Origin of the sequence: Streptomyces sp. NPDC096079, assembly GCF_040303145.1 — a bacterium.
Taxonomy (GTDB): domain Bacteria; phylum Actinomycetota; class Actinomycetes; order Streptomycetales; family Streptomycetaceae; genus Streptomyces.
This window is the reverse complement of sequence record NZ_JBEOST010000035.1, coordinates 1-24,673: the sequence shown is the minus strand read 5'-3', so window position 1 is coordinate 24,673 and position 24,673 is coordinate 1. Positions and strand designations below refer to the sequence as shown.

The following is a 24,673-nucleotide window of genomic DNA, read 5'->3' as shown; positions in this document are numbered from 1 at the left end:
TGCCAGGTCGGCGGCCTGGTCCTTCTTGGGGATCGCTGCCTTGACGCCGCGTTGCCTCAGGCGCGACCGGTTGCCGCGGGACGAGTAGGCCCTGTCCCCGGCGACCACGTCCGGCCGGGTGCGGGGACGGCCGGCCGACGGGACCGCGGGCCCGTATCGTGTCCAGCACGGGGGGTGAACCGCGGGCTGTCCGCGGCACTCCGATCTACCGGGTTCGTCCTCGCCGCGAGGGCGAACCCGCTGGGCCTGGCCTTGAGCGGCCGACCGAACGCGTCCCGAAGCGCCCGCCTGCCTCAGCCAGTGCCGTCCAGTACCTGATAGTGGATGATGCCCACACCGCCGGCGGCGTAGTTGGCGACATCGGCGGCCAGCCGCTCGCCGTGCGGCGAGGCCAGCGCCGCGTCCATGGAGGCGGCGTCAGCGAAGTCGGCTCCGAAGATCGCGAAATACGGCGCTTCTCCCTCTAGTGCCGCCACGTCGAAGTTGTAGCGCCACGCAAGCGGGCCGGACCCATCCTTGACCAGCGGAAGGTGCTTGGTGAGGTAGTAGTCGCGGAAGTGGCCAGCTGCAGCGCACGAAGGGCCCCGGGTGGGTGCGGTGTGTCGTGTCTGCGGGAGCGCGGCCGTCGCGTGCCGGACAGCATGCATATCGGGACTGCCACATGGCTGGCAGGCAACATTGCCCGCTCACCCTTGGCGAAGCGCGCCGCGTACGGGCGAGGGGATGCAGGCCTGCGCCGTCCGCCGCCCCGTCGGCGACCGAGGCATCCTCGGCTGGAGCCAAGCCCCACTTCCGCCACGGCCCTGACCGGCTGCCGTGTGGGACTGCTGGCGCTGTCGGGAACCTCCTCCTCGGCTAGCGGGTGCCTCATGACACACTCCTGCCTGGATCGCGGGCCCTCTTGGCTCTGTGACCTGGGAGGGGATGACTGTGCGTGGGACGAGGTGGGCCGCCGTAACGGCGGCTGCCGTCATGATCACCGCTGCGGGCTGCGGCTCGGGCGATACGGGGGCGGGCGAGGCGAAGCCGCCGGCCTCGCCTCGGCCTCAGGGTTCTGGGCCGTTGACGAAGAGCGTCGTGCGGGCAGACGTGGACACTGCGGTCGCGGACGCGGGTGTTCCTGCGAATGCCCCGGACTACAGCGAGGACCGCGGCCCGGCAGACTCGCCCGTGACGTGCGGCGTGCACTTCAAGGGCTTCAGCGAAGACGAGACCCCAGTCGACGTAGCGCGCTTCGAGGGGCTGGTGGGTGAGCTGCGTGAACGGGCCTGGCAGCAGACGGCGCCACGCACCGACCGCAAGGGCGGCGGGGTGATCGGCGTGGCGGAGGTCTGGCTCTCACAGCGCGGCTGGAAGATGCACGTCGAGTACCGGAAGCTTCCCCAGGAAGGAGAGGCGGGCGTGATCACCGTCCAGGCCTACGACGTGGCGTGCCTCAAGAAGCACAAGGCCATCCCGTAGCCGTCGGACGGCGATCCGGTCCTTCTGCCGGCGGGCCGACTCCCGCCGACGCGGAGTAGACCTTTTCGCTGCGGTCTTCTTTGCCCGCTTCTTCTTCGCGGGTGCCGTCCTGGCTGCTGCCTTCTCGTTGACCTAGGGCGCTTCTTCCGGATCTTGGAGGCGGACTCCGACGCTGCTGTCCGCGCATATATTGGCGAGATGGACGAAGCCGAGGCGAGCGGGCAGGTGTGGAGGGGCGAGGTTCGAGCACGCCTGACAGCTGAGCAGGATCGGGATGCCCTGGCCCGGCTTGTCGAGGTCGACGCGGACTCCTTCGAGGTTGAGCTATACGAGCGTGCGGCAGATCCCCAGGTGCTTTCGATCGAACGCGCCCAAAGGTCGCAGGCTGGGCAGTACACCAGGCACGTGCGGCGACTTCGAGATGCTCAGCAGCACCAGGAAGTTGAGCAGTAGTCTTCAGATCATCTGAGCGTTGATCGGGCGTGTCGTTGACGGATGCCCAGTGGGCGAGGATCGAGCCGTTGCTGCCGGACCGGACGCCTCGGCGGGGTGGCCGGTGGCGTGATCACTGGCAGGTGATCGACGCGATCGCGTTCAAGTACCGCACGGGGACGCCGTGGATGGATCTGCCCGAGCACTTCGGCTCGTGGAGGGGTGCTCACAACCGGTTGCGGAAGTGGGCCGCCGACGGCACCTGGGAGAAGGTCTTCACGGCGCTGCTGGCTCAGGCCGACGCCGAAGGCGACCTCGACTGGGTCCTCGGGGTCGATTCCACGATCGTCCGGGCTCATCAACACGCCGCCGGGGCCCGTCAAAAGGGGCCCCAGTCGGCGAGCCGGACGACCATGCACTCGGACGGCCGCGGCGGGCTGACCACCAAGGTCCACCTCGCCGCTGACAGTCGATGCCGTCCGCTCGCGTTCGTCCTCATGCCAGGCCAGGCCGGTGACGCACCCGCGTTCCCCGAGGTCATGGCCCGCTTACGGGTGCCGCGGCCGATCGGCCGTCCGTCCGCTCGGTGACCTGGGGTGACCTGATGCTTCCCGGTTCGACGTGGGAGGCATCGGGACCGCACGTGGGCAGGAGCACTTTGCGCTGCTGTTCTCCGGGGTGGCGGAGGGGGTTGGGGGCGCACGCGTTCAGCATCACGGTGGTGCCTGCCCGCAGCAGTTCCTGAGTGGGGGCTGGTGGGGTGGGGGTGGGGTCAGCCGGCTGGTGAGTTGCTGACCTTGCCCACCGGGCTGATCTGCAGCTTTCCGGTGTCCTCGCCGTTGGTGACGGGGAGCGTGCCGGCCGGCCATTTCAGGGTGGCGTGTTTGGTCTCGTTCGGGGGCGTTACCACGATGTGGGTCGGCTGCACGCCAGAGCCGCCGCTGTTGTTGACCGGGAAGGTGATGTTGAAGGCGGCGGTCTCGCCTTCCTTGAGGATCTGCGGCAGGGCCTGCTCGCCGTTGCGGTCCACGGAGAAGGTGTCGCCCTGGGACGTCTTCAGGTCGACACCCGCGAAGCCGCTGATGCGGCAGTTGCTGCTGCCGTTGTTCTTGAAGGAGACGGTGACGACGCCTTCCGTCTTGTCCGTGGTGTTGTCGGCGGCGGCGACCTCGAGCTTGTCGGTGCGGCAGATGTCGACCTTGCCGTCGCTGCTGTCACCGGTGCTGGTGTCGGCGCTTTGGCTGCTCCCGCCGGTGCTGGTGCCGGCGCTCTGGTCGCTTCCGCCGGTGCTGGTGTCGGCGCTCGGGTCCGCCTGGTCCGCCCCGCCGGTGCCGCCCGCCTTGTCCACCGACGCGGTGGGGCTGGGCTGCGTGCTGCCCGACGCGTTGTCGTCGCCGTTGCAGGCGGTGAGCGAGAGCGCGGCTACGAGGCCGATGGCGGCGGCGACGGCCTTGCGGGTGTGCAGCATGATTCCCCCGGGATGCGGTGCGGTCGGTGCGGTCTGGGTGATGCCGTGGCGCGTACTTATTTGTACCGCGCAGTCAGTTACGAACCGTCAGTGATTATGTCCGCGTTCAGCCACAGCTGGGACCGCGCCCCGGCGGCTGGGACCTGTCCGGCCGATCACGCGGCTGATCCGAGCACCGGTCCGAGCCGGGAGGTCGAGGAACGGGAAGGCGCTGTCCCGGGGAATTCTGGCGCGCCGGGCCTGGTAGAACACTGACCTGTGGGTATCCAGGAGCGCGAACGCAAGATGTACCGGCCGCTGCGGCGGGCCGGGCTCGAAGTGATCCCGGACGCCGTGCCGGACGGCACGATGCCGGTCGTCTGGGGATACGGCCGCGAGGACATCGTCGACGGTTTCTCGCACCGGTACGAGACCCCGCGGCTCGTCGAACGTCTTAACGAGGACTGGTACGACCTGGCGGTCTCGTCAGGTCTCCTCGACCACCGGCGCGAGTTCCTCGTCATGCTTCCCCAGGGCACCCGCACGCACGGAGCGGCCTTGCAGGACTTGCACTGGGGCCGCCGTGCCGCACCGACGGCCTGGAACAGGGTCCGGCTCCTGGACCGCTGGGACATCATGGGCCGGGGTGCGGCATCGGCGTTCCTCGGCATCCGCGTGGGCCATCCTGGCTTCGGCATGATGGCCCTCGACAGCAGTGTGTACATCAGCTGCTCGACGGGCGAGATCGGTGTCGACGTCGTCGCGGTGCGGCACCCGGATCGTACGGAGAACATCCTGCGGCAGCTGGACTGGTTCGCGACCTGGGACGATCGTCTCGCTGACCGCGAGTTGCAGAAGCAGATCGCCATATGGCTCGCGGGCCGAGCACCAAGTGCTGTCAGCCATTCCGGCCGATGACCACGCGGCCCCGGTGGCCGAGGCCGGCAAGGTTGTCGCCGTCCGGCTGATCATGTGACTACTCCATTGTCGAGTCGTTCACATGGTCATGGGTCGGGGTGATCTGACGGATGCCGAGTGGGAACGGCTGCGGCCGTTCCTGCCGGTCAGTAACGGTCGTTGCGGCCGGTGGCGGGATCACCGGCAGGTGATCGACGGGATTGTGCACCGGGTTCGGACCGGCGTTCAGTGGCGTGACCTGCCCGAACGGTTCGGCCCGTGGAAGACCGTCTATGAACGCCACCGCCTGTGGCTGGCCGACGGAACCTGGTAACGGCTGCTCCAGCAGGTCCAGGCCGAGGCCGATGCGGCCGGGGAGATCGACTGGGACATCGCAGTCGACGCCACCATTGTGCGCGCCCATCAGCATGCCGCCGGTGCCCGCACCGCACCGCCGCTGGCTCCCTCTTCAAAGGGGGACGCTCCGGCAGAACGCCAGGACGATACGCCGTGGCAGAGTCTCGTCGCCCGCCTGGTGGAGGTGGTGCTGGAGGTGAGGGCCTGGGCCGCTCGCGCGGTGGGTTCACGACCAAGCTTCACCTGAGTGCCGATGCTCGCTGCCGTGCGCCCGTCTGGCTTTGTACACGAGAGCGGTTCTGGCACACATTCCGTGAGAACGATCTGCAAGGTTTCGCCTTGGTGGTGTCGCATTGTCTGGGACCGTGGTGCGGTGTCATGACCTCGTTGGTGACCTGTTTCCGCATGTCAGAGCGTTGCTGTTGGAGCGGGTGTTCTTCGAGTGCGGGGTGGTCCGGCTGGTCGCGAGAACGCAGCCGATCGGGGTCGCTTGCCACGCGTGTTGGGCAGTGTCCATTCGAGTCCACAGCGTGTACGTGAGGCGCCTTGAGGACACGCCAGTCGGTGATCGGCCAGTCGTGATCGAACTGACGGTGCGACGTCTGTATTGCGAGAACGTCGCTTGCACGCGTCGTACGTTCGCCGAACAGGTCGATGGGCTGACCCTTCGCTATGGGCGTCGAACCCCCTCCTCCCGACGCCTCTTGGAGGCGGTTGCCGTTGCGCTCGCCGGCCGTGCCGGTGCCCGTCTGGCAGCCGCCCTGCACATAAAGGTGAGCCGGACAACGCTCCTGCGGGCGATCATGGCCCTGTCCGATCCCGCCTGGGCCGTCCCGAACGTGCTGGGAGTCGACGACTTCGCCACCCGCCGCGGGCATCACTACGGGACCGTCCTCATTGACTGCGAGACTGGCCAGTCTCTCGACCTGCTGACCGGCTGGGACGCAGCCACCCTGGCGGGCTGGCTGCGCGAGCATCCCGGTGCCGAGATCATCTGCCGTGACCGGGCCGGCTGCTACGCCGATGGCGCCCGCACCGGTGCCCCGAACGCGGTCCAGGTGGCCGACCGGTTCCACCTCTGGCAGAACCTCGGCACCGCCGTCGAAGCCAGCATCCGGCTCCCCATCAAATGCCTCAAGACGTCAGCCGCCGGCCCTGACGGCCCGACGAACGATGGCGACAGTGTGGATGCCACGAAAGCGATGTCGCCGATCGAGGCCCGCATCCGAGAGCGCCACGCGACCATCCGCGCCCTGCTGGCCCAGGGACACGGCATCCGCGAGATCGCCAGAGAACTACGCATCGGCGGTAACACCGTCCGCCGCAATGCCCGCGCGGCAGTCCCCGAACAGCTGCTGACCGGTCGGCATCAGCCCCGGCCCAGTCAGCTCGACCCCTACAAGTCCCACCTGGACGAACGCTGGGCCGTAGGACACACCAACGCCATCCAGCTGCATGCCGAACTCCAAGCCCTCGGCCATCGCGGGAGCTACCAGATCATCAGTGACTACCTGCGACCGAGGCGCCGGCGCCGCATCCGTGTCGTCCCACCCCCGCCACCGGGAATCCGCCGGGTCACCGGCTGGATGATGCGACACCCCGAGCGCCTGGGCGACGAGGAACGTGAGCAGTTCGCCGCTGTCCTCGCCCGCTGCCCTGAGCTGAAGGCCCTTCACGCGCACGTCCGCGGTTTCGCGGAGATCCTTCAAAGCCGCTCCGGCCAGCACCTCAAGGACTGGATCGCCGCCACCCGCACCGCGGACCTGTCCCGGCTGCACGCGTTCGCCACAGGTCTGGAGAAAGACTGGGACGCCGTCGTCCAGGGCCTGAGAACTCACTGGAACTCCGGCCCCGCCGAGGGCCGTGTCCATCACATTAAGATGATCAAACGCCAGATGTTCGGACGAGCCAAGCTCCCCTTACTCCGCAAACGTGTCCTCCTCACCGCGGCACAAGCCGGCCGCCGTCACCCGCTCTGTCCTTGATAGAACTTCCTCATGAGTTCGAACGATGCCCAGATCGTGCGGGTCGAGCACCACTTCGGAGTCCGTTTTCCCCAGGACTACCGGGACTTCCTGAGTACTACCGGGAGTCTGAGCCAGTTCGTTCCTCCCGCTGACGACTTCCTGGTGATCGACGCGCTGGACGAGCTCATCGGCATCAACGAGGCCGGTGAATTCCAGAAGCGCTTCCCCGGCGCCGTCGTCATCGGCGGAGACGGAAGCCGCGAGCTGCTTGCCTACGACTTCCGCCAGGACGCCCCGCCTCTGGTGACACTCGACGTCTCCGCGGAGGACTGGTCATCGGCCATCCGCCAGGCTGCGTCGCTCTCCGCACTGCTGGATCAGTTCCCTCAAACCGGGTGGAAATGGGACGACACCAATCCCACGCACTCCTGACCGCTGCCCCTACGGAATGTGTGCCAGAACCCGGAACTGGGCATCCGACGACCTGGGAGAAGGTCTTTACCGGCCTGCTGGCCCGGGCCGACGCCGAAGGCGACTTTGACTGGGTCGTTGCGGTCGACTCCACCATCGTCCGCGGCCACCAGCTGTCGGCGTACTTCTCTCAGTGCTCCACGCAGTACGGAGATAAGTGCGCCAGTGTCGACCCATGGGTCGTTGCTCCTGGAGGGATGAGGCAGGCATCTGGGATGCTCCGTTCAGGGCAATCCGCTGGGGGCAGGGAGTGAGCCATGAGTGACTGGCTGAGCTTGATCTGGGGAGGCGTCGTGGGTGCTGGCGCGATGGTTTTCGCGCTCGACTGCCGGAACATTGGGATGCGTGCATATGACCTGATGGTGCAGAAGTCACCTGGTGGCGGGGTTGATCCAAGGTTCTCGCCCGACGTCATGAGAGTCGTTGCCGGTGTGCTCGGTGTCGTCTTCCTCGCAGCAACGGGCGTGAGGGCGTTCGGAATGTCCTGAGTCCTGTCGGCAGCACGCTTTTTCCCTGTCGCCGGACCGGATGTTTGTTCAGGCTGCGTCGTTTCGGTCCCGTTCGATGGCGGCGAGTCGGTTCTTGAGGCGGTAGCTGGTGCCGTTGATCGGGGCGACCTCGCAGTGGTGGGGGAGGCGGTCGAGGATCGCGGTGGCCAGGACCTCGTCGCCGAAGACCTGGCCTCACTCATGGAAGGTTTTGTTCGAGGTCAGGATGATCGAGCCTTTCTCGTAGCGCTTGGAGATGACCTGGAAGGCCAGGTTCGCTTCCGCGCGTTCGAGGGGCTGGTAGCCGACCTCATCGACCGCGAGGACGCCGGGGCGGAGGTAGGTGCCGAGCTTGTTCGTCTGTGGCCAGTGTCGGTATGCCTGGCCCGGTGAGGTCGTCGAGGGCTGTTGTGCGTCTTGACACGGCGAGTAGGAGGGAGAGGGCGGGGCCGGTCACTGCGGGGCCGTTGCCGATCTCCAGCTCTGTGTCCGTCGCTGTCAGGCGGACCTGGCGCAGCAGTTCTTTGGCGCCGCCGAAGGCTGTGGTGGTGCGGGTCTGGTGGAGCAGGGCTCTGGTGACGGCTGCGGTGGGGTAGTGGTGCTTGAGGCCCAGGGGTCTGCGGATGTCCTCGCCGTGGATGATCTCCTCAACGAGGCGGCTGTCGAGCGGGGCGGGAGGGGTCGATGTCCTCGTCGCGACCATGCGGAGCCGGGACAGGGTTTCCTGGGGGTCGTTACCGCGCTGGCGTGCTACCCCGGCGGCGTTGTGCCGGTCGAAGTCGAAGCGGGCCCGGGCCAGGCCGAGCAGGAACCCGGTACGTGTGGTGAGGGCGGTGTCGACCAGATGGGCGGTGACGTCGTGCACGGTCCATCCCGCGCAGAGGGACTCCTCCCGCCACCGCTCGTCGTCGAGCCCGGCCAGGTCCTCGATCAGTGCGACCCGCTCGGCGTGCACCAGCGGCCAGACGTCCTGCGTCACGGCTTCTCCTTCGTCAGGGTGACGGGGGCCTGCCAGGGCAGGACTCCGCCCACCCCGCGGACTCATCGGTCGCCCGCGAAGAAGCCGCACGCCGGCCGACTGCTGCCGTACGCGGGGCGGCCACGAGATCACCGGCCGACCCGCAACGTCCGCATACTCACCGCTGCTCACACCGCGCTCCTGGACAGCACGCCCGACGCGACCGTGGCCGGCCCAGCACGCAACCGCCTCGGCCCTGTACGACTAGCGGGCACGAAGGCGTCCGTGGGACCTGCTACGCGACCGCGCCAGGCAGCACCCTCATCGTCACCTGCAGGCCTGCGTCGGTGTCTGTCCCGACGAGGTTGGCTCCCCGCTGGGCCTGGAGCGCGGGTGACGGGCGAGATCGCCTGGGAGGAGGTCGCGATCGACGCGGCCGCGCGGTTGATGGAGGGTGATCCGGACGGGCTGCGGCACCCGATGGGCTTCATCGTCCTGCTTGCCGGCCGGCCGCGCCCGGAGGGCAGTGCGGAGTACGGTTCCCTGGAGCACTGTTGTGGTCATCCACGTCGGTGGTGTCGGCTGATTCAGACACGACGGACAGCCTCCCGCCCGCAGGGACGGCCGCAGCTGCGGCTCTCCCGACACCGAACCTTGGACCGGCCGTGTCGGTGAGCTGGTCGGCGTCTTCCGGCACACCCCGCCTGGCGGGTGTGGCCCGATCAACCCCGGCAACTGCACTTCACTGCCCGACCTCAGCGAATAGTCTCGGCAGCCTGCCGACGTAAGGAGCGCTGCCATGGACGCGAGCGAGGTCTCGTCTCTGCACGACTCGATGCGAAAGTACGGAATCCGCGGCGTCCTCGAGCCCGTGGACCCGACACATCGTGCGGGTGCCTGGCGAGTGGCCGACCCGGACGACGGTCGGGACATCACAGACGACGTCCTCACTCGCGTGGCAGCCGCAGACCGCCAGCGACCCACTCGCGGGTTCGTGGTTCCCGCGTAGACCGCTCCGGCCGGCTTTCCCCCGACCGGAGCGGTCCATGCGCCCGCGGGGATGGTCCCAAGCTCGCCGTGGGCAAGCTCGCCCCCTACTCCTGTTCCCCGCTCCCGCGGGAATGGTCGCGAGCTGTACGCGCTGCCCCAGGAGAGCGTCCTCTGCTCCCCACTCGTACGAGGACGGTCCCGATACATCGTTTGATGTTGTGGACCACCTACGGGCCCATCGAGCCTATGAATCCTGCTCCATGCTCCCTGCTCGTGTGGGGATGGTTCTCGGGTCACGAGTGTGAGCATGCCGCCGATCTCCTGCTCCCCGCCTGGGTCGGGTCTGAGTGTTGGCCGTTACGCCGCTATAGCCGTTGGTTGTGTGGGTGGGGGCCTGTGGGGTGGGCATGCCTCCTTGCCTCGGTTTCGGCGCGCGTATGTGCCTGGGATCTGCCTGCGCCGCGTGTCAGGCGGAGTGGGTGCGGCGGCGTTTGCGGTATGTCGGCCTCTGTTGCGTCCGGGTGGTCGTGTCGGTGTACGGCACCGGTTCGTTGCTGTGGTGGACGTGGTGGACGTGGTGGACGTGGTGGACGTGGTGGACGTGGTGGACGTGGTGGTCGACGGGGTTGTCTGGCCTGGCGGCCGGGCGGGTTCGGCCCGGTCACCGGGCGAGGGACTTGAGACTGTCCGCACCCGTCCCTACCCGTCCCTACCCGTCCCCACGTGTCTGTACTTGTCTGCACCTGTCCGTGCGGGTTCCGCGGGGTGGCGCGAGGTGTCGTCACCCCCCGCCGGGCCTGCATAACGTCACTGCGGGGACCGGTGGGGTAGGTGGTGGTGTCATGTGGTGCAGGCGGGTCGGGTGCAGATGTTGATTCCGGGTCCGCTGATGTTGGTGTTGGTGCCGGGCCCGCCGTCGAGGACGTTGTTGCCGGTGCCGGCTTCGAGGCGGTCGTTGCCGTCGCCGCCGCGTAGTACGTCGTTCCCGGCCTCGCCGCACAGTACGTCGTTTCCGCCGCGGCCTTCGATGACGTCATCGCCGCCGCGCCCGAGGATGATGTCGTTGCCGTTCGTACCGATGAGGACATTGCTGCGGTCGTTGCCGGTGATGACCGTGTACCCGGCAGGCGGATCCGCTGGGTTCACTGTCGCGCAGGTCACGGGCCGTTCATAGGTGATGGTCACCTGTGCCGGTCCGGTCCCGGCACCGGAGCTGCCGCCTGAGGGAACGCGGTTCGAGCCGCCTCCGCCGCCTCCGCTGCCGCCCTGGTTGTTGATGCCTTCCAGGTTGCAGCCGCCGCCACCGCCGCCGCCGAACCAGCCGGCCCCGCCGCCGCCGCCTCCCGAGATGCCCGCGTCGCCGCCGACACCGCCTGCGCCTTCGGTACCGGCGCCGGCTGCGCCGTTGGCGCCGGCGCTGCACGCCGTACCGCCTGCCCCGCCGCCGGTGGCGGTGCCACCGCCGCCTCCGCCTCCGCTCTGGGGGCCGCGGCTTCCGCCGGCCTGCCCGGCATCCCCGGCTGCGCCGCCCGCCCCGCCGGTGCCGAAGCCGGCGAAGCCGCTGGCGGCTCCGCCGCCTCCGCCTCCGCCGGCCACGATCAGACGGGGATCGGTACTGGTGTTGCCGGTGAGTACACAGCCGGCTGTGGTGGTGCTGCAGGTGCGGACGTCGCTCGCGCCGCCGCCGGCGCCGGAGGTGCCGAAGCCGGTGGCGCCGCCATGGCCGCCACCGGTACCGACGTTGACATAGAGCGTGGTGATCCCTGTGGGAGGGGTGAGGGTGCCGGTGACTGTTGCGCCTGTGCCGCCGAGGCTGGCCGGGGTGCTGCCGTTCTGGCCGGCGGCGCCGGTGGCGGTGACGGACAGGCTGGTCACGCCGCTGGGGACGGCGAACGTATGCTCGCCGGGGTTGGTGAAGACGCAGGTGGTGGTGGTGCCGCTCGTGGTGCAGCTGCCCTGCGCGTGGGCGGTGCCGGCGAGCGTCACCGGGGCGAACCCGGCGCAGACCACCGCGACCGCTGTGGTCAGCGCTCGGCTCCGCCGGCCACGGCCGGCTGACGAGTGGCAAGGAAGCGACCAGCTGGTACGGCCGGCCGAGTCGGTCGGCCTTGAGGACATCACATCTACTCCTGGGCGGGACGGACGATGGAGACAGCGCCCCGGCGGGGCGTGTTCGCACCGTCTTTGCCCGTCCCCGCAACAGACGCGCCCTGTAGTGCGGCGATCCCACCCGGATGACTCGCCCATGACACCCGCGCGGGTCAAGCCGGGCCGGGCGAGTCCGGCACCCGGCGGGGTGATTTCCGGCTCAACGCCTACTCCTGCGTCTCCTCGGCGGGCATCGGAGCCTGAACGCCGCCGCCCCGCACACACCAGCTGCGCTGGAATCTGGCCGCCGACGTGGACGAGCGCCAGGCGCTCCTCGGTCTTGCCGAGGATTGCCCCGCAACCGTGGTGAGTTACGAAAACCGTGGTGAGTTACGAACCGGCCCCGTGGGGCTGGCTGAGCGGGCGGGGCGGGCTGTTGTTGGGGCGCCGGCCCCATTTCGCGCCCGCCAGTGCCGGCCTTGCTCGTTGCGGTGACCGCTTGTACGAACCGGTCGAAGGCGGACCAGGGCCCGCGGGAGTGGATGCTGCCGCTGCCGGAGGCGCACTGCCGGTACGTCTCCGCGTGGGTCGCCACCAGGCTCCGCTGGAACTTGGTGGCGACCCGGGCGAGGCCGACGCCCTGAAGGTCTACGCCGAGGGCCCTTTGCGAGACCACTGTCGTCCCCTGCACCCCCGCCCGGTAGCCGCGCCTGGCGTGAGAGCCGCCGGGCGTCCTGCTCCCGTCCAGTGCCGGCGGCCGAGCAGCTCGACGAGGGCGCCGTGGCGGCAATGAATTGCGGCCACGGGAACATCAGTGCCTTTCCGCCGGAAGAAGCCAGGATCTGAAAATGGCGAGGTCGAAGCCGAACGACTCCGACGTCGACTCCGACGTCGGCTCCGTCATCTGCGTCGCGACCGCCCGGGGATCGAGACCGCGGGCCCGCGCGCGGCGAGCGGGTGGAATTGGTCGACGGCCAGGCGTGGTCGTCGTGCGGATCGGGGGCTGTGGCGTGTGCGGCGATCTTCTCGAGCGTGCCGCAGTCGTCTCAGCGTCGGTCGCCTGGGGGCCTCTCGGTCCCTGTGGCCCCGAGGGCTCCGGGTTCGCCGCGGGGGCCAGGGACGGTGACGTAGCGGGCGCGGGAGGGGGCGGTTTGGGTGACGGCGCCGAGTTCGACCTTGTGCTCGCCGGGTCCGGGCAGCCGATGGGCCTGGTCACCCAGGTTGTAGGTAACGGCGGCGACGCCCCGCGGGCCCTGGGCGGCGTCGGGGGTGGCGGCGGCCGCGGGGCTTTCCGTCAGGGTTTGCGCTACGAGGAGGGCCGCCGTGGACGCGGCGAGAGCGCAGGCTCGTACCGGGCGGCGGCGGGCGGCCGTGGTGGTGTCGGCGGGGTGTCGGCGTGGTTCGAGAGTCGGTTTTCATAGGCCGTGAGCGAAACGGTCTGCCATGGTGTGGGGCGCCGGGGGCGGCTCCCGGCGCCCCGCACCATGGCTCCATCCCGACAGACGTCTGACGGAGCCCGGGGCTGCGTCGTGCCCAGGGGAAGCCGTGACCGGGGTCAGGAGGCGTGCCTGAGGGCCGCGCGGATCCAGTCCGCGTACACGGGTACGTTGACGTAGAGACCCGGACCGGCCGAGCAGGCGACCCCCGGGGCGCCGGGGCCCGACGTGGCCCCGACCAGCTCCCACCGCCCGTACCTGCCCTTCTGGAGCTGCGGCCCGCCGGAGTCCCCGAAGCACGCCATGGCCTCGGGCACCCGGCTGATCGTGCACAGCCGGGCCCGGTCGGCGTAGCCGGGCGCGCACTCGCCGACGGCACCCGTACGCGTCTCGAGCTCCTGCAGGCGCTCCGCGTACCTGAACTCGGTGTCGGCGGTGGTGCCGAACCCCAGGATGCGCGTCGGGGTCCCGGGCCGTCCGGCCCGCTCCGCGATCCTGATGGGCTTTTCAGAGACCGGGCGGTCGAGACGGACCAGCGCGATGTCGTGCTTGTTGGCTGCCTTCCCGTCACCGCTGACGAAGCCGGGGTGAACCACCGTCCGCTCGATGGCCCGGACGGTTCCCCCCGACTTCCGCGTCTCGCTGCCGATCCGGACGATGCCCTCCAGGACCGGGCCTTCGCCCGTCACGCAGTGAGCCGCCGTCAGCACCCACTGGGGATCGATCAGCGACGCCCCGCAGTTGCCGTCGTTCACCCCCTGCGTCGGGGCCGACTCGGGGATCGACGCCATGAACGGATAACGCTGCGTGGAATCGGTCCCGTTGACGATCGCTCCGGCGCTGCCGGCCATCACAGTGGCGCAGGTCGCGACGGCGAGCGCGCCGACGGCAGTGGTGCGCGCCGCGCGGCGGCCGGCCGGCTTCAAGCTGAACACAGGGGAGGTTCCCTTCCTCGTGAATCCTGGTGTGCCCGATCAACCCTGCTGGTCAGGGATCCGCCGGGCCATCCCGCCAGCGGGTGCGAACGCGGTGGGGCTGTCCCCCGAAGAAGCCGGTGGGGCACCCCAGCGCAGTCCGCGCCCCGGCACACGAAGATCACTTCATCGGGTCGGGGAGCCGTCGTGCGCAAGGAGTGATCGCAATGCAGGAGTACACAGGGACGACCGGTCGGCGAGGGTTCCTCGCGCTCACGGGAGCGCTGGCTGCCACGGCGGTGACCGCTCCCGCGTCCGCCGCACCACCGGCCGTCCGAGCGTCCTCGACCCGATCTGCCGGGTCCGCCGCCTCGGCCGTGCCCGCCGGCTCCGGCTCTGAGCACCGGGAGACCGGCATCGTACGGTCCCTGGAACGGGCCGCTCACCCGCTGCGTTCCGCAAAGCCCGGCGGCCGGGCCGGGGACCTGAGGGCGTTGAGCGCCATGGTCGGCAGCGCGAAGGTGGTGGGCCTCGGCGAGGCCACGCACGGTTCGCACGAGTTCTTTGCCATGAAGGAAAGCGTCTTCCGGCACCTCGTCGAGGAGCGCGGCTTCACCACCTTCGCCCTGGAGATGAGCTGGCCGGCAGGGCTCAGGATCGACGAGTACCTCCAGGGCGGCCCCGGCGATCCGAGGCGGATCGCGACTAAGACGCTGGCCGGTTCTCCCTGGGAGCGCGAGGAGTTCGTCAGTCTGATCGCCTGGATGCGCGAGCACAACCGCCGCCGCCCCGGCCACCGGGTCCACTTCATGGGGGACGACCTCGGGGCTCCGAAGCTCGGCGACCACATCTTCGAGCGCGTGCTGTCGTCCGTCGGCAGGACTCGGCCGGAAGCCCTGTCCCGGCTGACCGAGTTGTACGCCGGGCTGCGCCCCCTCGACGACATCTTCGACTACCTGCGCACACCGGTCGCGGAACGCGAGGCGAACGCCGTACGCGCCCAGGAGGCACTCGACCTGGTCGCCGGGCACCGGACAGCCGACGACGACCACGCATGGACGGTGCGGCACGCCCGGAACATCGCGGAGACCTTCGCCTTCGCCACCGTCGACCTCGCCGACCCGGCCTCGGTCACCGCTGCCGAGCAGCTGCGCGACCGGGCCATGGCGGACAACGTGCTGTGGTGGCAGCGCCACACCGGCCACAGGATGCTGCTGTCGGCCCACAACGGCCACGTCGGATACCTCTCGACCCACCCGGACATGTACCCGCGGACCCAGGGCTCCGTGCTGCGCGACCACCCTGGGCAGCGGCTACGCCGCGATCGGCTTCTCCTTTGCCGGCGGCTCCTTCCTCACCAAGGACGCCGCCCTGGACGGGGACTGGAAGCCGGTCACCGTCCCCGCGGCCCGCCCCGGGATGAACGAGCACCTCCTGGACCGGGTCGGGTACCGGGACTTCTGTCTGGACCTGCGGACCGTGCCCGCCGCGGCGCGCGCCTGGTTCGACCGTGCCCGGCCGGTCTACGACGCCGGCTCGACCTTCATCGCCGATCCCCTGCCGTCCCTCGCCCTCGGCCGGGCCTACGACGCGCTCATCCACCTCCATCGGGTTCGCGCGGCCGACAAGCTCCGGCGTGGGGCGTCCGCCCCGTAGCGCGGCCGCCGCCTCGTAGAGGACCGCCGGGAAGATCACCAGGGGCGGCCGGCGGTGTCGCAGCCGACCGGCCCCATGTGCATGACCCGGATACGCCAGAAACCCGCCACGGGGTGATCTTGCCCGTAAGACCGGTGACGCGGCGGGTCTGACGCCGCCGCCGGGACGACTGGCTCGCCGGGGTACTCGTCGGGCAGCCCTTCACACCTGGAGATGCGGGGGCAGGGAACGTTGGAGACTCCATGGCCCGGGTCCCACAGGTGATATCGCCCGGTCCAGATCTTGTCGAGCCGGGCAAGCGCGGGGCTGCGCGGCTCGGTCGCCACCGGATGCCCCTCGGTGCAGGCCTGGTATCCGGCCGGGACGGGCGGGCGGAGCCGGGGAGAGAGGGGGAATCGAGTCGGCGGCACGGGACGCACAGTAGAGGCGTCAGAGGCCGCGGAGTCGGTACCCCGCCGCCAGCATCTCGTACGGGGTCCGCCGCGAACAGCCCTCCGCGCGAGGCGGGCGCATCCCGGGCTCGGAGAACATCGGTACAGCAGTTGGCGCTGAGAACGGTCATGGTCATGAGCTGAGTGCCGGGGCGTCTGGACGGGCCGAGGGATGTCGTCGCCCTGGAGGGCGGTGAAGTCGGCGCGGGCCTGTTCGACGGCCTCGGGGTACGCCTCGCGCTTGGCGTGTTCGGCGAGCGTCCGGTAGAGGCTGGCCACCGAGGGGTTGTGTCCTTTGCACTTGCCGGTGGGGATGATCAGGCCGGGCTGGATCTGCTTGACTGACTCGCCGCCCGCGCGGCGGCGCAGCACGGTGTGCAGCATGCCGTCGGTGATGACCGGGGGCCGGCCGCCGTGCTTGCCCTTGCGGGCCGCGGTGTCGAGCCCCTCCAGCGTGGACTCGCGGATGTTCTCTCGCTCGGTCTCCGCCATCGCCGCGAAGAACGCGAAGAGCAACTTCCCGGGCCCGGTGGGGTCGTAGATGCCGGGCAGGGGCCCGGCGAGCATCTCCAGGATGAGGCCGTGGGCGGTGAGGTGGTCGGCGAGCGCGGTGATTTCGGCTGCGTCGCGGCCGAGCCGCTTCATCGCGTACACGGTGAAGACGACCCGGCAGTGCGGGGCGTGGGCCTTGACCTCCCGCGCGGTCCGCAGCGCCTCCTCGAACTTGGGCCGTACGCGGATACGAGTGCTGATCTTCTCGTTGAAGACCTTGTCTCGGGGGATGCCGTGCCCCGCGAGTGCGTCGAGCTGGGAGCCGAGTTCCTGCCCGAGCGTCGAGCAGCGGGCGTAGGCGATGCGGATGTCCGTGCTCGGCAGGTCCGGATTGATCGGCGCCGGGGGGCGGGGTGCCGGGCCGCCACGGCTGGCCCGGCCGACGGCCGGCGGGGGTCGGCACCCGCAGTGCCTTCTTCGGCCGGGGCACCAGCGTGAAGCGGCCGCTGTGGTAGGCGGAGGTGACCGCGCCGGAGCGCGAGCGGCACGATGAGCCGGGCTGCGCATCGCACCTCGGACAGGGGTGCCGTTCGACGTCGTCCGCGTCTGAGTGGCCGGCCGGAGAAGGCTGCTGAGGGCCCGTCACAGGACCGGACTCTCGCACAACGCAAGTCTCAGAAGGGCTCATCCTACTTTTGAGTGAGAACGGGTTGTGCGAGCCGATCCGAGATCAGCAAGGGTTCGGCGGCCCATCCTTGATCTTGCTCGGGCAAAGGACCGTTTGTGTGAGACGCGCACCGGCGCAGGGGTGACTTTCCCGGCGCCTTCTGGGGCGGTGGACCGCTTCTGTGCGCCCTGCACGGTCAGGCGAGCCGTGTCCTGTTCCAGGGTAAGGGGCAGGTTGAGCCGGTTTGGGAGTGTGCCCGCCGTTTGCCGGTCGAAGGGGGCACCATTGTCCAAGACCACAGTCCCGCTCCCCGCCTCAGTGCTCGATCCTGCCGGTGTGCGGAGCGCCGTTGATGAGCGCCTGGCCGCCTTCCTGGATGCCAAGGCGCGTTGGGCGGCCGCACAGGGATTTCCGGGGGAGGTCACCGACGTCCTGAGGGAGCTGCTCCTTTGCGGCGGCAAGCGGATCCGCCCGGTGCTGTGCATGGCCGGCTGGCACGCGGGCGGGGGAAGCGGCGACCAGGGCCCGGTGCTGCAGGCGGCCGCTTCGCTGGAGATGTTCCACGCCTTCGCGCTCATCCACGACGACGTCATGGACCGAAGCGCCACCCGCCGGGGCCGCCCGAGCGCCCACCGGGCCGTCGCCGCCCGCCACCCGGACCGTCCCGGCGCTGCGTGGCTGGGAGTGGGTGCGGCCGTGCTGCTCGGAGATCTCGCGCTGGCGTGGTCGGACGAACTGCTGCACACCGCTGACCTGGACGCAGGCCACCTGGCCGCCGCAGCGACGCTGCTGGACGAGATGCGCACCGAGCTGATGTACGGCCAATACCTCGACCTGCTCGCCACCGGCCAACCGAGTGCCGACCTGGAGGTGGCGCTGTGCATCGCCCGGTACAAGAGCGCCAAGTACACGGTGGAGCGTCCGCTGCAGCTGGGTGCGGTGCTGGCCGGCGCCGGCGCCGAGGTGCGCACGGTGCTCGCAGCGTTCGGGCTGCCGCTGGGCGAGGCGTTCCAGCTGCGCGACGACCTGCTCGGCGCGTTCGGAGACCCGGCCGCAACCGGCAAGCCCGAGGCAGAGGACCTGCAGGCGGGCAAGCACACCCCGCTAATGGCCCTGGCTCTGCGCCGGGCCGCCCCCGTCGAGCGCGAGCTGCTCGCCTGCTGCGGCCGGCAGGCGGCCTTCGGGACAGAGCAGGTGGCGCGGATCCGCGCGGTGCTGGAGGGCACCGGCGCCCGCGCTGAGGTCGAGACGATGATCAAGGAGCGCCGCCGCCGTGCCCTGCGGGCGCTGGAGGAAGCCGCCCTGCCCCCGGCCGCGGTGAACGTTCTGCGTACGGTCGCCGCCCGTCTGGCCGGCCCGGACCGATCACCCCCTCAAGGTCCATCCCTGCCCGTCCCCGCTGCCGGGCACAGGGCGGGCACTGGCCTCGCTCGCACCACGAGCTTGGAGGCACAGCCGTAACCATGGCCGACACACCCGCCACCATCTCCCGCGCGCCCGGAGCGCTGCCGCTGCTGGGACACGCCGTGCCGCTGCTGCGAGACCCACTGAGCTTCCTGCGCTCGCTCCCGCAGCACGGCGACCTCGTCGCCATCCGCATCGGCCCCCACCCCGCCCTCGTCCTGGGCGACCCCCATTTGCTGCACCAGGTCCTGGTCAACGACAAAGCCTTCGACAAAGGCGGCCCCCTCTACGAACGGATCGGGGAATTCATCGGTAACGGCCTGATCAGCTGCCCGCACTCCGAGCACCGCCGCCAGCGCAGGCTGGTGCAACCCGCCTTCCACCCCGCTCTGCTGCCCGGCTACGCACGCACGATGACCGTCCAGTTCGCCGAGGCCGTCAGCACCTGGCGCGAGGGTCAGGTCATCGACGTCCTGCACGAGACCCAGCAGCTCGCCTCCAAGGCCTTGATCGCAACCCTGTTCGGCAATGGACCGGATCCCGCCAGCAGGGATCTGCTCGCCTGCGACACCGCCACTCTGGTCGCCAGTGCCTACCGCCAGGCGATCCAGCCGTCCTGGGCCAATGCCCTGCCCACGCCTGCGAACCTCCGCTGCCGCCGGGCCGTCGGACGCATTCGCGCCACCATCACCGCCTACGTCTCCGAACAGCGCGGCCGCGGCGATGCAGGCCCGATGCTCTCCACGCTCCTGGGTGCCCGCGACAACGAGGGCGACGGGCAGGGCCTGTCGGACGCCGAGTGCGTCGACCAGGCCACGGCGTTCTTCCTCGCTGGTACCGAGACCACCGCCGTGGTGCTCGCCTGGGCGATGCACCTGCTCGCCACCCACCCCCACCTCGAACGCGAACTGCGCCGCGAAGCCGGCCGCGCCTCGGACACCGCCGACCCCCGGCAACTGCCCCTGACTCGCGCCGTCATCACCGAAACCCTGCGCCTGTACCCGCCGGTCTGGCTCTCGATGCGCACCACCACCACCGACACGCCCCTGGGCGGCCATCACGTCCAGGCCGGGACCACCGTCGTGCTCAGCCCTTACCTGATCCAGCACCGCCCCGACCTGTATCCCGATCCCGAGCTGTTCGACCCCGGGCGGTGGACCGGGACGACACGCCCGGCACCGCCGCGTGATGCTTTCGTGCCCTTCGGAGCCGGCGCCCGCAAATGCATCGGTGACCAGTTCGCGCTCGCCGAAACCGTCCTCGCACTGGCCGCCATCGTGAACCGCTGGCACCTGGAAACGCCCGGCCGAGCCGCCTTCCGCGCCCCCAGGCCACTGACCATTCTCCAGCCGCGGGGGCTACGGCTTCGCGTCACCACTCCCGCAGCCACCACCCTCACTCCCGACCAGCAGCCCCGGCGGAAGGACGGCCATGATGGCCAATCAGAATGCGGCACCGCCGCCCTCCTCAGTCCTTACGTCGTCGCCTAGATCTTCCGCAGCGGATGAAGAGGAGTAGGAGGCTCGACCGTGGTCGTTGACCGGGGCCCGTGGGACGCGTGGGCATCGGAGGAAGTGGCAATTCCCGATCTCGCTCTGCCCTTCCCCACCCGCATGAATCCCTACCGCGACTACTGCGCGCAGGACGTGCGCTGGTGGATCCAGCGGGTCGGACTGATCGACCTCCCCAAAGCCGGAGACTGTCTGTCCGTCTCGGCGCCCGATCTAGCCGCCGCGGTGAGCGTTCCGGAGGCGTCACGCAGCGGGCTGTCTCTCATGACACGCTGGTTCGCATGGTGCTTGGTGTTCGATGACACCTCCGTCGATCGCACCATCGATTTCACGGTCACCACGCGCGGACTGCAGGAGGTACTGGGCGCCCGGCCGGTGCCTCCGGGAGACGCCCTTGTTGCCGCCTTCGCGGATCTGTTCGATCAGACCTGCGCGCGCGGCTCCGCTGCCTGGCGTGAACGCTTTGGGGAAACACTCAACCAGCTGATCGGTTCTCTGCTGGAGGAGCGGCATGCCAACGACGCCGGAGAATGGGTGAGCGTCGAAGCGTATGTGCTCCGGCGTCGTGTCAACGGCGCTCTTCCGCTCCTGTACGACCTTAACGAGATCGTCCTGAACTGCGAGGTCCCTGACATCGTCAGGGCCAGCGATGCCTACCGGCGCTGCGTCAGGACCTCGACGGACGCAGTGGACTTCATCAATGACATCTACTCGTTGCCCAAGGAACTCGCGGCCCGCGAATCCACGAACCTGGTGATGATGCTGGCCCACGAGAACGGCTCCTCCCTCGCCGCGGCCATGGCCCAAGCGGTCAGCTACGTACACGAAGCCGTGGCCGGATTTCTCGCGGCAGAGCAGGACCTCCACCTCGAACTGCCGCGGCTCGAGCTGGATCTCCAACAACGCCGTGCTGCCATGACCATGATTGCTTCCATGCGGGACTGGATCGGGGGACTTCCCGCTTACCAACGTCTGGCCGAGCGCTACTGACCTCACTCACAGCTCCGCGATGACCCGAAGTTCGCACCCCAGCGCCGACAGCGACCGGGCCGGAACATCCCACCCCTGCCCCTTCTTCTCGCTCTTTTGGCCCTGCCCTCCGATCTTCCCGACAGTTCCCTTCAATGCCGTAGCGGCCCAGGACGCTGAGGTTCTTGAACTTCAGCAGGGAGAGGCGTGGTGTGGATCGCCCCGCGTGCTCGGCAGCCGACGGTGTCATGCCCGTCGTGCGGCGGGTCGGCGTCGCGTGTACACAGCACGTACATGAGGCGCCTGGCCGACCGCCCGCTGGACGGTCGGCGGGTGCTGCTGCGTCTGCGGGTCCGCCGGTTCTTCCGCGACAACGGCCCGTGCTCCCGCCGGACCATGGCGGAACAGGTCTCGAGCCTGACCGCGCGGTACCGGCGCCGGACGACGGCCCTGGCCCGGATGGTGCAGGCGATCGGGCTGGCCCTCGGCGGCCGGGCCGGTGCCCGCGCGGCACCCGACGCAATCCAGGTCGCAGGCAGGTGGCACCTGCTGTACTCGCTCGTCCGTGCAGTCGAACGAACCGCCCACCAGCACCGCGTCTGCCTGCGCAAAGACGCCGGGATCGACGATCTGGACCAGCGCCAGGCGCCGTCCGACCCCGCATCCCTGACGGCGCTGATCGGACCACCGGAGCCGAGCGACCCACCAGGCGGGCAGCTCCTGGCCCGAGTCCGCCAGTGGCACACAGACATCCACCAGCTGCGCGAACGCGGCTGGACGATCAGCACGATCGCCGACCGCCTGGGCCGGGACCGCAAGACGGTGCGCCACTACCTGACCACCGACCTCGACCAGATCCTCGCCTCCGCACGCGAACGCCGCCCCAACGGCCACATCAACCGCTTCAAGCCCTACCTGCAACAACGCTTCCTCGGCGGCGCGACCAACGCCGCGGCCACCAAGTTGACGGCGTCCGGCGCGGACGCCGTACTGGCGAACACTTCAGATGCACTCACGATCGACGGCGGCGGGACCGCTTCCACAGCGGGCCCGGGCCGATTCGGCATGCCACATGCACTCGTGATCATCGCGTGCATCGTCACGGCTGCGATCCTCGCCAGCCTCGGCATGATCGTTCAGGACGTCCGGCTCCTCATCGGCGGAGCCGGCGGCATCGGGACCACGATCGTTGCGGTGGTGGTTGCTGGCAGGCCCCGAGGAGCCGGTCGCGCCAGCCGCCTCGTGCGCGCTTACCTCAGCTCGCGCAACTGAGGCGACCGCAATGGGCCGCCCTGAGAAGCCGGTCAACCGCGCCGTTCCGGCACGCGCGAAGCTCGCGGACTTCCTGCGCCGCCGCAAGGCCGCCGCCGGGCTCACCTACGAACAGATGGCGCGGCTGCCGCAGACCAAGGAAACCCCGTCCGCAGCGACGCTCAAGCGCGCCGCGGCAGGTGAAAAAGTCCCCTCCTGGGAAACCGTCGAGGAGTTCATCCTGATGACCCTCACCAAGGACGAGGAATTCGGCGGCGGACTCACCAGCGGCCTCCACCAAGGCCTGGAACTGTGGATTCGGGCTCGCCGTGCAACCCGCGCGCCGTACGACGTCCACAAAGCCCCCGACCCGACCCTGATCTCCTCCCGGGCAGGTCTCAGCCGTGCCCTGCGTCGGCAACACATCTGGGCCGGCTACCCCACGCCCGGGGAGATGCAACGAATCGCGGGCTCGTGGTCACTGCCCACCAGCACCGCCCGCCGCGTCATCGCGGGCGACACCCTTCCCGTCGACCCCCACCAGACCGCGGCGTTCCTGAGAGCCTGCTACGTACTCGAACTAGTGGAACTGGAGCCCTGGCTTCAGGCCGCAGGTCGTGCGCACGAGTACGGTGCGGGATGGGCCAGGGCCCACCAGTCCGCTGTTGAGGCGATCGCTGCTGCGAGAGCGCAGGCCTCTTCCGGTAACTCTGCCAGCGGCAACGTCGTGTACTTGAAGGGGACGGGCGCCGAGAGGGCCGCTTGATGGGCCGTCCGCGCGGGGATGGACAACGAAGCCCCCGGGGGTGGTCCCTGCAGAGGGTGCCAGCCATCGAACAATCCCGGCCGCTCCCCGCGGCCGCGGGGATGCAGCGAATGCCGACAGCCGGCTGCACCGCAGAGTCTGTTCCTCGCTTGCGCGGGGATGGCCCACCATGCTCGAGGTGTTGGCGGTGCGTGGGGCGGTTCCCGGTGTCTGTGGGGGTTGCTGGGCTGTATGACGGTTGAGCCCGGGGCCGGGCCGGCTGCTGTGGTGCCGGCTGGATGACAGCCGCGGAGCCTCTCTTACCACCGTGCTATCGCCCTGAGGCCTTGCAGTTCCTGTGCAGGTGATGCAGTTTCTGCATACGGGGCATTTTGTGTATGCATTATGCGTTTTCCGTATACACGATGGAGCGGCTCCTGATGCTGAATGGTGCTGCGCTCGTGTGACTGCCGCCGTTGCCCTGTGCCGACGGAGAGCCGCAGGTTCCCGCTCCCTCCGGCTTCCGCGCCCGGGCGGCGTCTGGGCTCTGTTGACCGGTGATTGTCCGGTCGGCAGCGGGTGTACCGTCGGTGCGCCTGCGCCCCGTTGCCTGGTGTCTCTGACGGCCTGCTGGGCCTTCGGGGGCCGACGCCAAGGGGACATGTTGCCTCGTGGTGTGGGGGTGGTGGTGAGTGGGGTCTTGCGAGGTTCTCAGGCTGTTGTCCCAGGTGGATGGGTGGGCTGTGAGCCGGTGGACTGACCATGGTCTGGCGATGGGGGTCGGCCGTGTTGCCGGGGTGGGCAGAGAGGCCTCCCATCCGGCAGCGAGGCGTGCCGGTGCCCGTCCGCCGGCCCGGGAGCCTGCTGCTGCGCCCTGTTCTTCGGAGGGTGGGCATTGCGGTGTCTGTGGCGGTCACGGCTGCTGTGCTGTGCCGGGTCTGGGGGGTGGTGTGGGGCGGGGCTGGCGGCCCCTGGTGTTGAGCGGCGGGGGAGGGGTGTGTGGTGGTTCGTCTTATGCGTTTTCTGTATGGGGTGTTGATGGCGTGCCAGGGCTCCTTGGGGGTCTGGGTTTTGCGTTTTCGTCATATGACTGTGTGAGTTGGGTGGTTGGCGGCCAGTGTGGTTCGGGTTTCCCGGTGTGGCGGGGCAGGTGCGGCACCCGGACCCGGCTCACCCTCACATTTAAACGGTCTAGACCACGCCTTTAATCTGCACCTCCCTCTATCATCACGTAGAGCAATACCTCTCCAGAGCCCTGAAGTCCCGAGGAACACCACCCGGCGCGCCCCGACAGAACACCCACGAAGGGCACACCCGCGCAGTCGGCCCCGCAGGGGCCGCACCCCGGAATCCCACCCACCCAACACTCCATCAATCACCCACAAAAACAACCCACTTAACAGCAACCACCACCCGCCGCAGGCGGGTGCCGCACCACAATCAACCCCCACCCCGCACCCGCACCCCTCAACTCAACCCCGCCACCCCACAGTCACCGCAGGTGGCTGCCCCTCAGGCAGCCAGCCCGGCGCCGCGCAGCGGCGTAGCGCCGTTGGGAGTGGTGATGGCCACCATCGGCTTCACGCTCACCTTCTGGGCGTGGGACCTGATCGCGCCGATCGCGAGCTGGTACGGGGACCG

The 24,673-nt window shown here is 69.5% G+C and carries 20 protein-coding genes and 4 pseudogenes; 16 read left to right on the top strand and 8 right to left on the bottom strand.

The annotated features are described in order from the left end of the window. Positions 1–6: 6 nt before the first annotated feature. Together ABTY59_RS36025 and ABTY59_RS36020 are read right to left on the bottom strand one after the other, a co-directional pair. Positions 7–197: pseudogene (locus ABTY59_RS36025) on the bottom strand (transposase); the annotation flags it as partial. Positions 198–293: 96 nt separating this feature from the next. Further along, positions 294–647, bottom strand: coding sequence for an EthD family reductase (locus ABTY59_RS36020; RefSeq protein WP_352023367.1), 354 nt, complete (start codon positions 645–647; stop codon positions 294–296). A 415-nt stretch (positions 648–1,062) separates the two neighbouring features. On the opposite strand from ABTY59_RS36020, the gene ABTY59_RS36015 reads away from it, so the two are divergent. The 3 genes from ABTY59_RS36015 (at position 1,063) to ABTY59_RS36005 (ending at position 2,483) form a co-directional block, all read left to right on the top strand. Further along, the gene (locus ABTY59_RS36015) at positions 1,063–1,461 is read left to right on the top strand and encodes a hypothetical protein (RefSeq protein WP_352023366.1); all 399 of its coding nucleotides are present in this window, start codon (positions 1,063–1,065) and stop codon (positions 1,459–1,461) included. Positions 1,462–1,659: 198 nt separating this feature from the next. Then, positions 1,660–1,914 (top strand): hypothetical protein, encoded by a 255-nt coding sequence (locus ABTY59_RS36010; RefSeq protein WP_352023365.1) that lies wholly within the window; start codon positions 1,660–1,662, stop codon positions 1,912–1,914. Positions 1,915–1,943: 29 nt separating this feature from the next. After that, complete coding sequence (locus ABTY59_RS36005; protein WP_352023364.1) at positions 1,944–2,483, top strand: IS5 family transposase; 540 nt, start codon at positions 1,944–1,946, stop codon at positions 2,481–2,483. 182 nt (positions 2,484–2,665) lie between these two features. Here the strand turns inward: ABTY59_RS36005 and ABTY59_RS35995 are convergent, their stop codons facing one another. Next, positions 2,666–3,361, bottom strand: a complete 696-nt coding sequence (locus tag ABTY59_RS35995; RefSeq protein WP_352023363.1) for a DUF4232 domain-containing protein — start codon at positions 3,359–3,361, stop codon at positions 2,666–2,668. Between the two features lie 258 nt (positions 3,362–3,619). Here ABTY59_RS35995 and ABTY59_RS35990 point away from each other — a divergent pair, with 258 nt between their 5' ends. The 5 genes and pseudogenes from ABTY59_RS35990 (at position 3,620) to ABTY59_RS35970 (ending at position 7,520) form a co-directional block, all read left to right on the top strand. Next, positions 3,620–4,258 carry a hypothetical protein gene (locus ABTY59_RS35990; RefSeq protein ID WP_352023362.1) on the top strand — a complete coding sequence of 213 codons (639 nt, stop codon included), beginning with the start codon at positions 3,620–3,622 and terminating at the stop codon, positions 4,256–4,258. An 88-nt stretch (positions 4,259–4,346) separates the two neighbouring features. Then, positions 4,347–4,882, top strand: a pseudogene (locus ABTY59_RS37745) (IS5 family transposase); the annotation flags it as partial. 77 nt (positions 4,883–4,959) lie between these two features. Then, positions 4,960–6,579: an ISL3 family transposase gene (locus ABTY59_RS35980; RefSeq protein ID WP_352023384.1), complete on the top strand. Its 1,620-nt coding sequence runs from the start codon at positions 4,960–4,962 to the stop codon at positions 6,577–6,579. Positions 6,580–6,591: 12 nt separating this feature from the next. Further along, the gene (locus tag ABTY59_RS35975) at positions 6,592–6,993 is read left to right on the top strand and encodes an SMI1/KNR4 family protein (protein WP_352023361.1); all 402 of its coding nucleotides are present in this window, start codon (positions 6,592–6,594) and stop codon (positions 6,991–6,993) included. A gap of 296 nt (positions 6,994–7,289) precedes the next feature. After that, on the top strand, positions 7,290–7,520 hold the full coding sequence (locus ABTY59_RS35970; protein WP_352023360.1) for a hypothetical protein: 231 nt from the start codon (positions 7,290–7,292) through the stop codon (positions 7,518–7,520). 48 nt (positions 7,521–7,568) lie between these two features. Here ABTY59_RS35970 and ABTY59_RS35965 read toward each other — a convergent pair. The 3 genes and pseudogenes from ABTY59_RS35965 to ABTY59_RS35955 form a co-directional block, all read right to left on the bottom strand. Next, positions 7,569–7,880 (bottom strand): annotated as a pseudogene (locus ABTY59_RS35965) (ATP-binding protein); the annotation flags it as partial. Beyond that, positions 7,831–8,499: a maleylpyruvate isomerase family mycothiol-dependent enzyme gene (locus tag ABTY59_RS35960; RefSeq protein WP_352023359.1), complete on the bottom strand. Its 669-nt coding sequence runs from the start codon at positions 8,497–8,499 to the stop codon at positions 7,831–7,833. The gene ABTY59_RS35960 and the pseudogene ABTY59_RS35965, both read right to left, overlap by 50 nt. A 1,809-nt stretch (positions 8,500–10,308) precedes the next feature. Beyond that, the gene (locus tag ABTY59_RS35955) at positions 10,309–11,454 is read right to left on the bottom strand and encodes a calcium-binding protein (protein ID WP_352023358.1); all 1,146 of its coding nucleotides are present in this window, start codon (positions 11,452–11,454) and stop codon (positions 10,309–10,311) included. 593 nt (positions 11,455–12,047) lie between these two features. On the opposite strand from ABTY59_RS35955, the gene ABTY59_RS35950 reads away from it, so the two are divergent. Then, positions 12,048–12,200: a hypothetical protein gene (locus tag ABTY59_RS35950; RefSeq protein ID WP_352023357.1), complete on the top strand. Its 153-nt coding sequence runs from the start codon at positions 12,048–12,050 to the stop codon at positions 12,198–12,200. Between the two features lie 911 nt (positions 12,201–13,111). Here ABTY59_RS35950 and ABTY59_RS35945 read toward each other — a convergent pair. Beyond that, positions 13,112–13,927, bottom strand: a complete 816-nt coding sequence (locus ABTY59_RS35945; RefSeq protein ID WP_352023356.1) for a S1 family peptidase — start codon at positions 13,925–13,927, stop codon at positions 13,112–13,114. Positions 13,928–14,133: 206 nt separating this feature from the next. On the opposite strand from ABTY59_RS35945, the pseudogene ABTY59_RS35940 reads away from it, so the two are divergent. Next, a pseudogene (locus ABTY59_RS35940) lies at positions 14,134–15,159 on the top strand (erythromycin esterase family protein); the annotation flags it as partial. Beyond that, positions 15,044–15,562, top strand: coding sequence for an erythromycin esterase family protein (locus tag ABTY59_RS35935; protein ID WP_352023383.1), 519 nt, complete (start codon positions 15,044–15,046; stop codon positions 15,560–15,562). The pseudogene ABTY59_RS35940 and the gene ABTY59_RS35935, both read left to right, overlap by 116 nt. A gap of 35 nt (positions 15,563–15,597) precedes the next feature. On the opposite strand, the gene ABTY59_RS35930 is transcribed toward ABTY59_RS35935, so the two are convergent. Continuing rightward, complete coding sequence (locus ABTY59_RS35930; protein WP_352023355.1) at positions 15,598–17,052, bottom strand: recombinase family protein; 1,455 nt, start codon at positions 17,050–17,052, stop codon at positions 15,598–15,600. A gap of 385 nt (positions 17,053–17,437) precedes the next feature. On the opposite strand from ABTY59_RS35930, the gene ABTY59_RS35925 reads away from it, so the two are divergent. From ABTY59_RS35925 to ABTY59_RS35905, 5 genes are all read left to right on the top strand, one after another. Next, positions 17,438–18,613 carry a polyprenyl synthetase family protein gene (locus ABTY59_RS35925; RefSeq protein WP_352023354.1) on the top strand — a complete coding sequence of 392 codons (1,176 nt, stop codon included), beginning with the start codon at positions 17,438–17,440 and terminating at the stop codon, positions 18,611–18,613. A 2-nt stretch (positions 18,614–18,615) separates the two neighbouring features. Continuing rightward, on the top strand, positions 18,616–20,046 hold the full coding sequence (locus tag ABTY59_RS35920) for a cytochrome P450 (protein ID WP_352023353.1): 1,431 nt from the start codon (positions 18,616–18,618) through the stop codon (positions 20,044–20,046). A gap of 39 nt (positions 20,047–20,085) precedes the next feature. After that, on the top strand, positions 20,086–21,057 hold the full coding sequence (locus ABTY59_RS35915; RefSeq protein WP_352023352.1) for a terpene synthase family protein: 972 nt from the start codon (positions 20,086–20,088) through the stop codon (positions 21,055–21,057). Positions 21,058–21,243: 186 nt separating this feature from the next. Further along, positions 21,244–22,308, top strand: a complete 1,065-nt coding sequence (locus tag ABTY59_RS35910) for a transposase family protein (protein ID WP_352023350.1) — start codon at positions 21,244–21,246, stop codon at positions 22,306–22,308. A 10-nt stretch (positions 22,309–22,318) separates the two neighbouring features. Beyond that, positions 22,319–23,053, top strand: coding sequence for a helix-turn-helix domain-containing protein (locus ABTY59_RS35905; RefSeq protein ID WP_352023349.1), 735 nt, complete (start codon positions 22,319–22,321; stop codon positions 23,051–23,053). The last annotated feature ends 1,620 nt before the right edge of the window (positions 23,054–24,673 follow it).

Coding starts and splice junctions, on each gene's coding strand:
- ABTY59_RS36020 (WP_352023367.1), bottom strand. CDS start 647: ATGCATGCTGTCCGGCACGCGACGGCCGCGCTCCCGCAGACACGACAC.
- ABTY59_RS36010 (WP_352023365.1), top strand. CDS start 1,660: ATGGACGAAGCCGAGGCGAGCGGGCAGGTGTGGAGGGGCGAGGTTCGA.
- ABTY59_RS35995 (WP_352023363.1), bottom strand. CDS start 3,361: ATGCTGCACACCCGCAAGGCCGTCGCCGCCGCCATCGGCCTCGTAGCC.
- ABTY59_RS35975 (WP_352023361.1), top strand. CDS start 6,592: ATGAGTTCGAACGATGCCCAGATCGTGCGGGTCGAGCACCACTTCGGA.
- ABTY59_RS35970 (WP_352023360.1), top strand. CDS start 7,290: ATGAGTGACTGGCTGAGCTTGATCTGGGGAGGCGTCGTGGGTGCTGGC.
- ABTY59_RS35930 (WP_352023355.1), bottom strand. CDS start 17,052: ATGCGCAGCCCGGCTCATCGTGCCGCTCGCGCTCCGGCGCGGTCACCT.
- ABTY59_RS35920 (WP_352023353.1), top strand. CDS start 18,616: ATGGCCGACACACCCGCCACCATCTCCCGCGCGCCCGGAGCGCTGCCG.
- ABTY59_RS35905 (WP_352023349.1), top strand. CDS start 22,319: ATGGGCCGCCCTGAGAAGCCGGTCAACCGCGCCGTTCCGGCACGCGCG.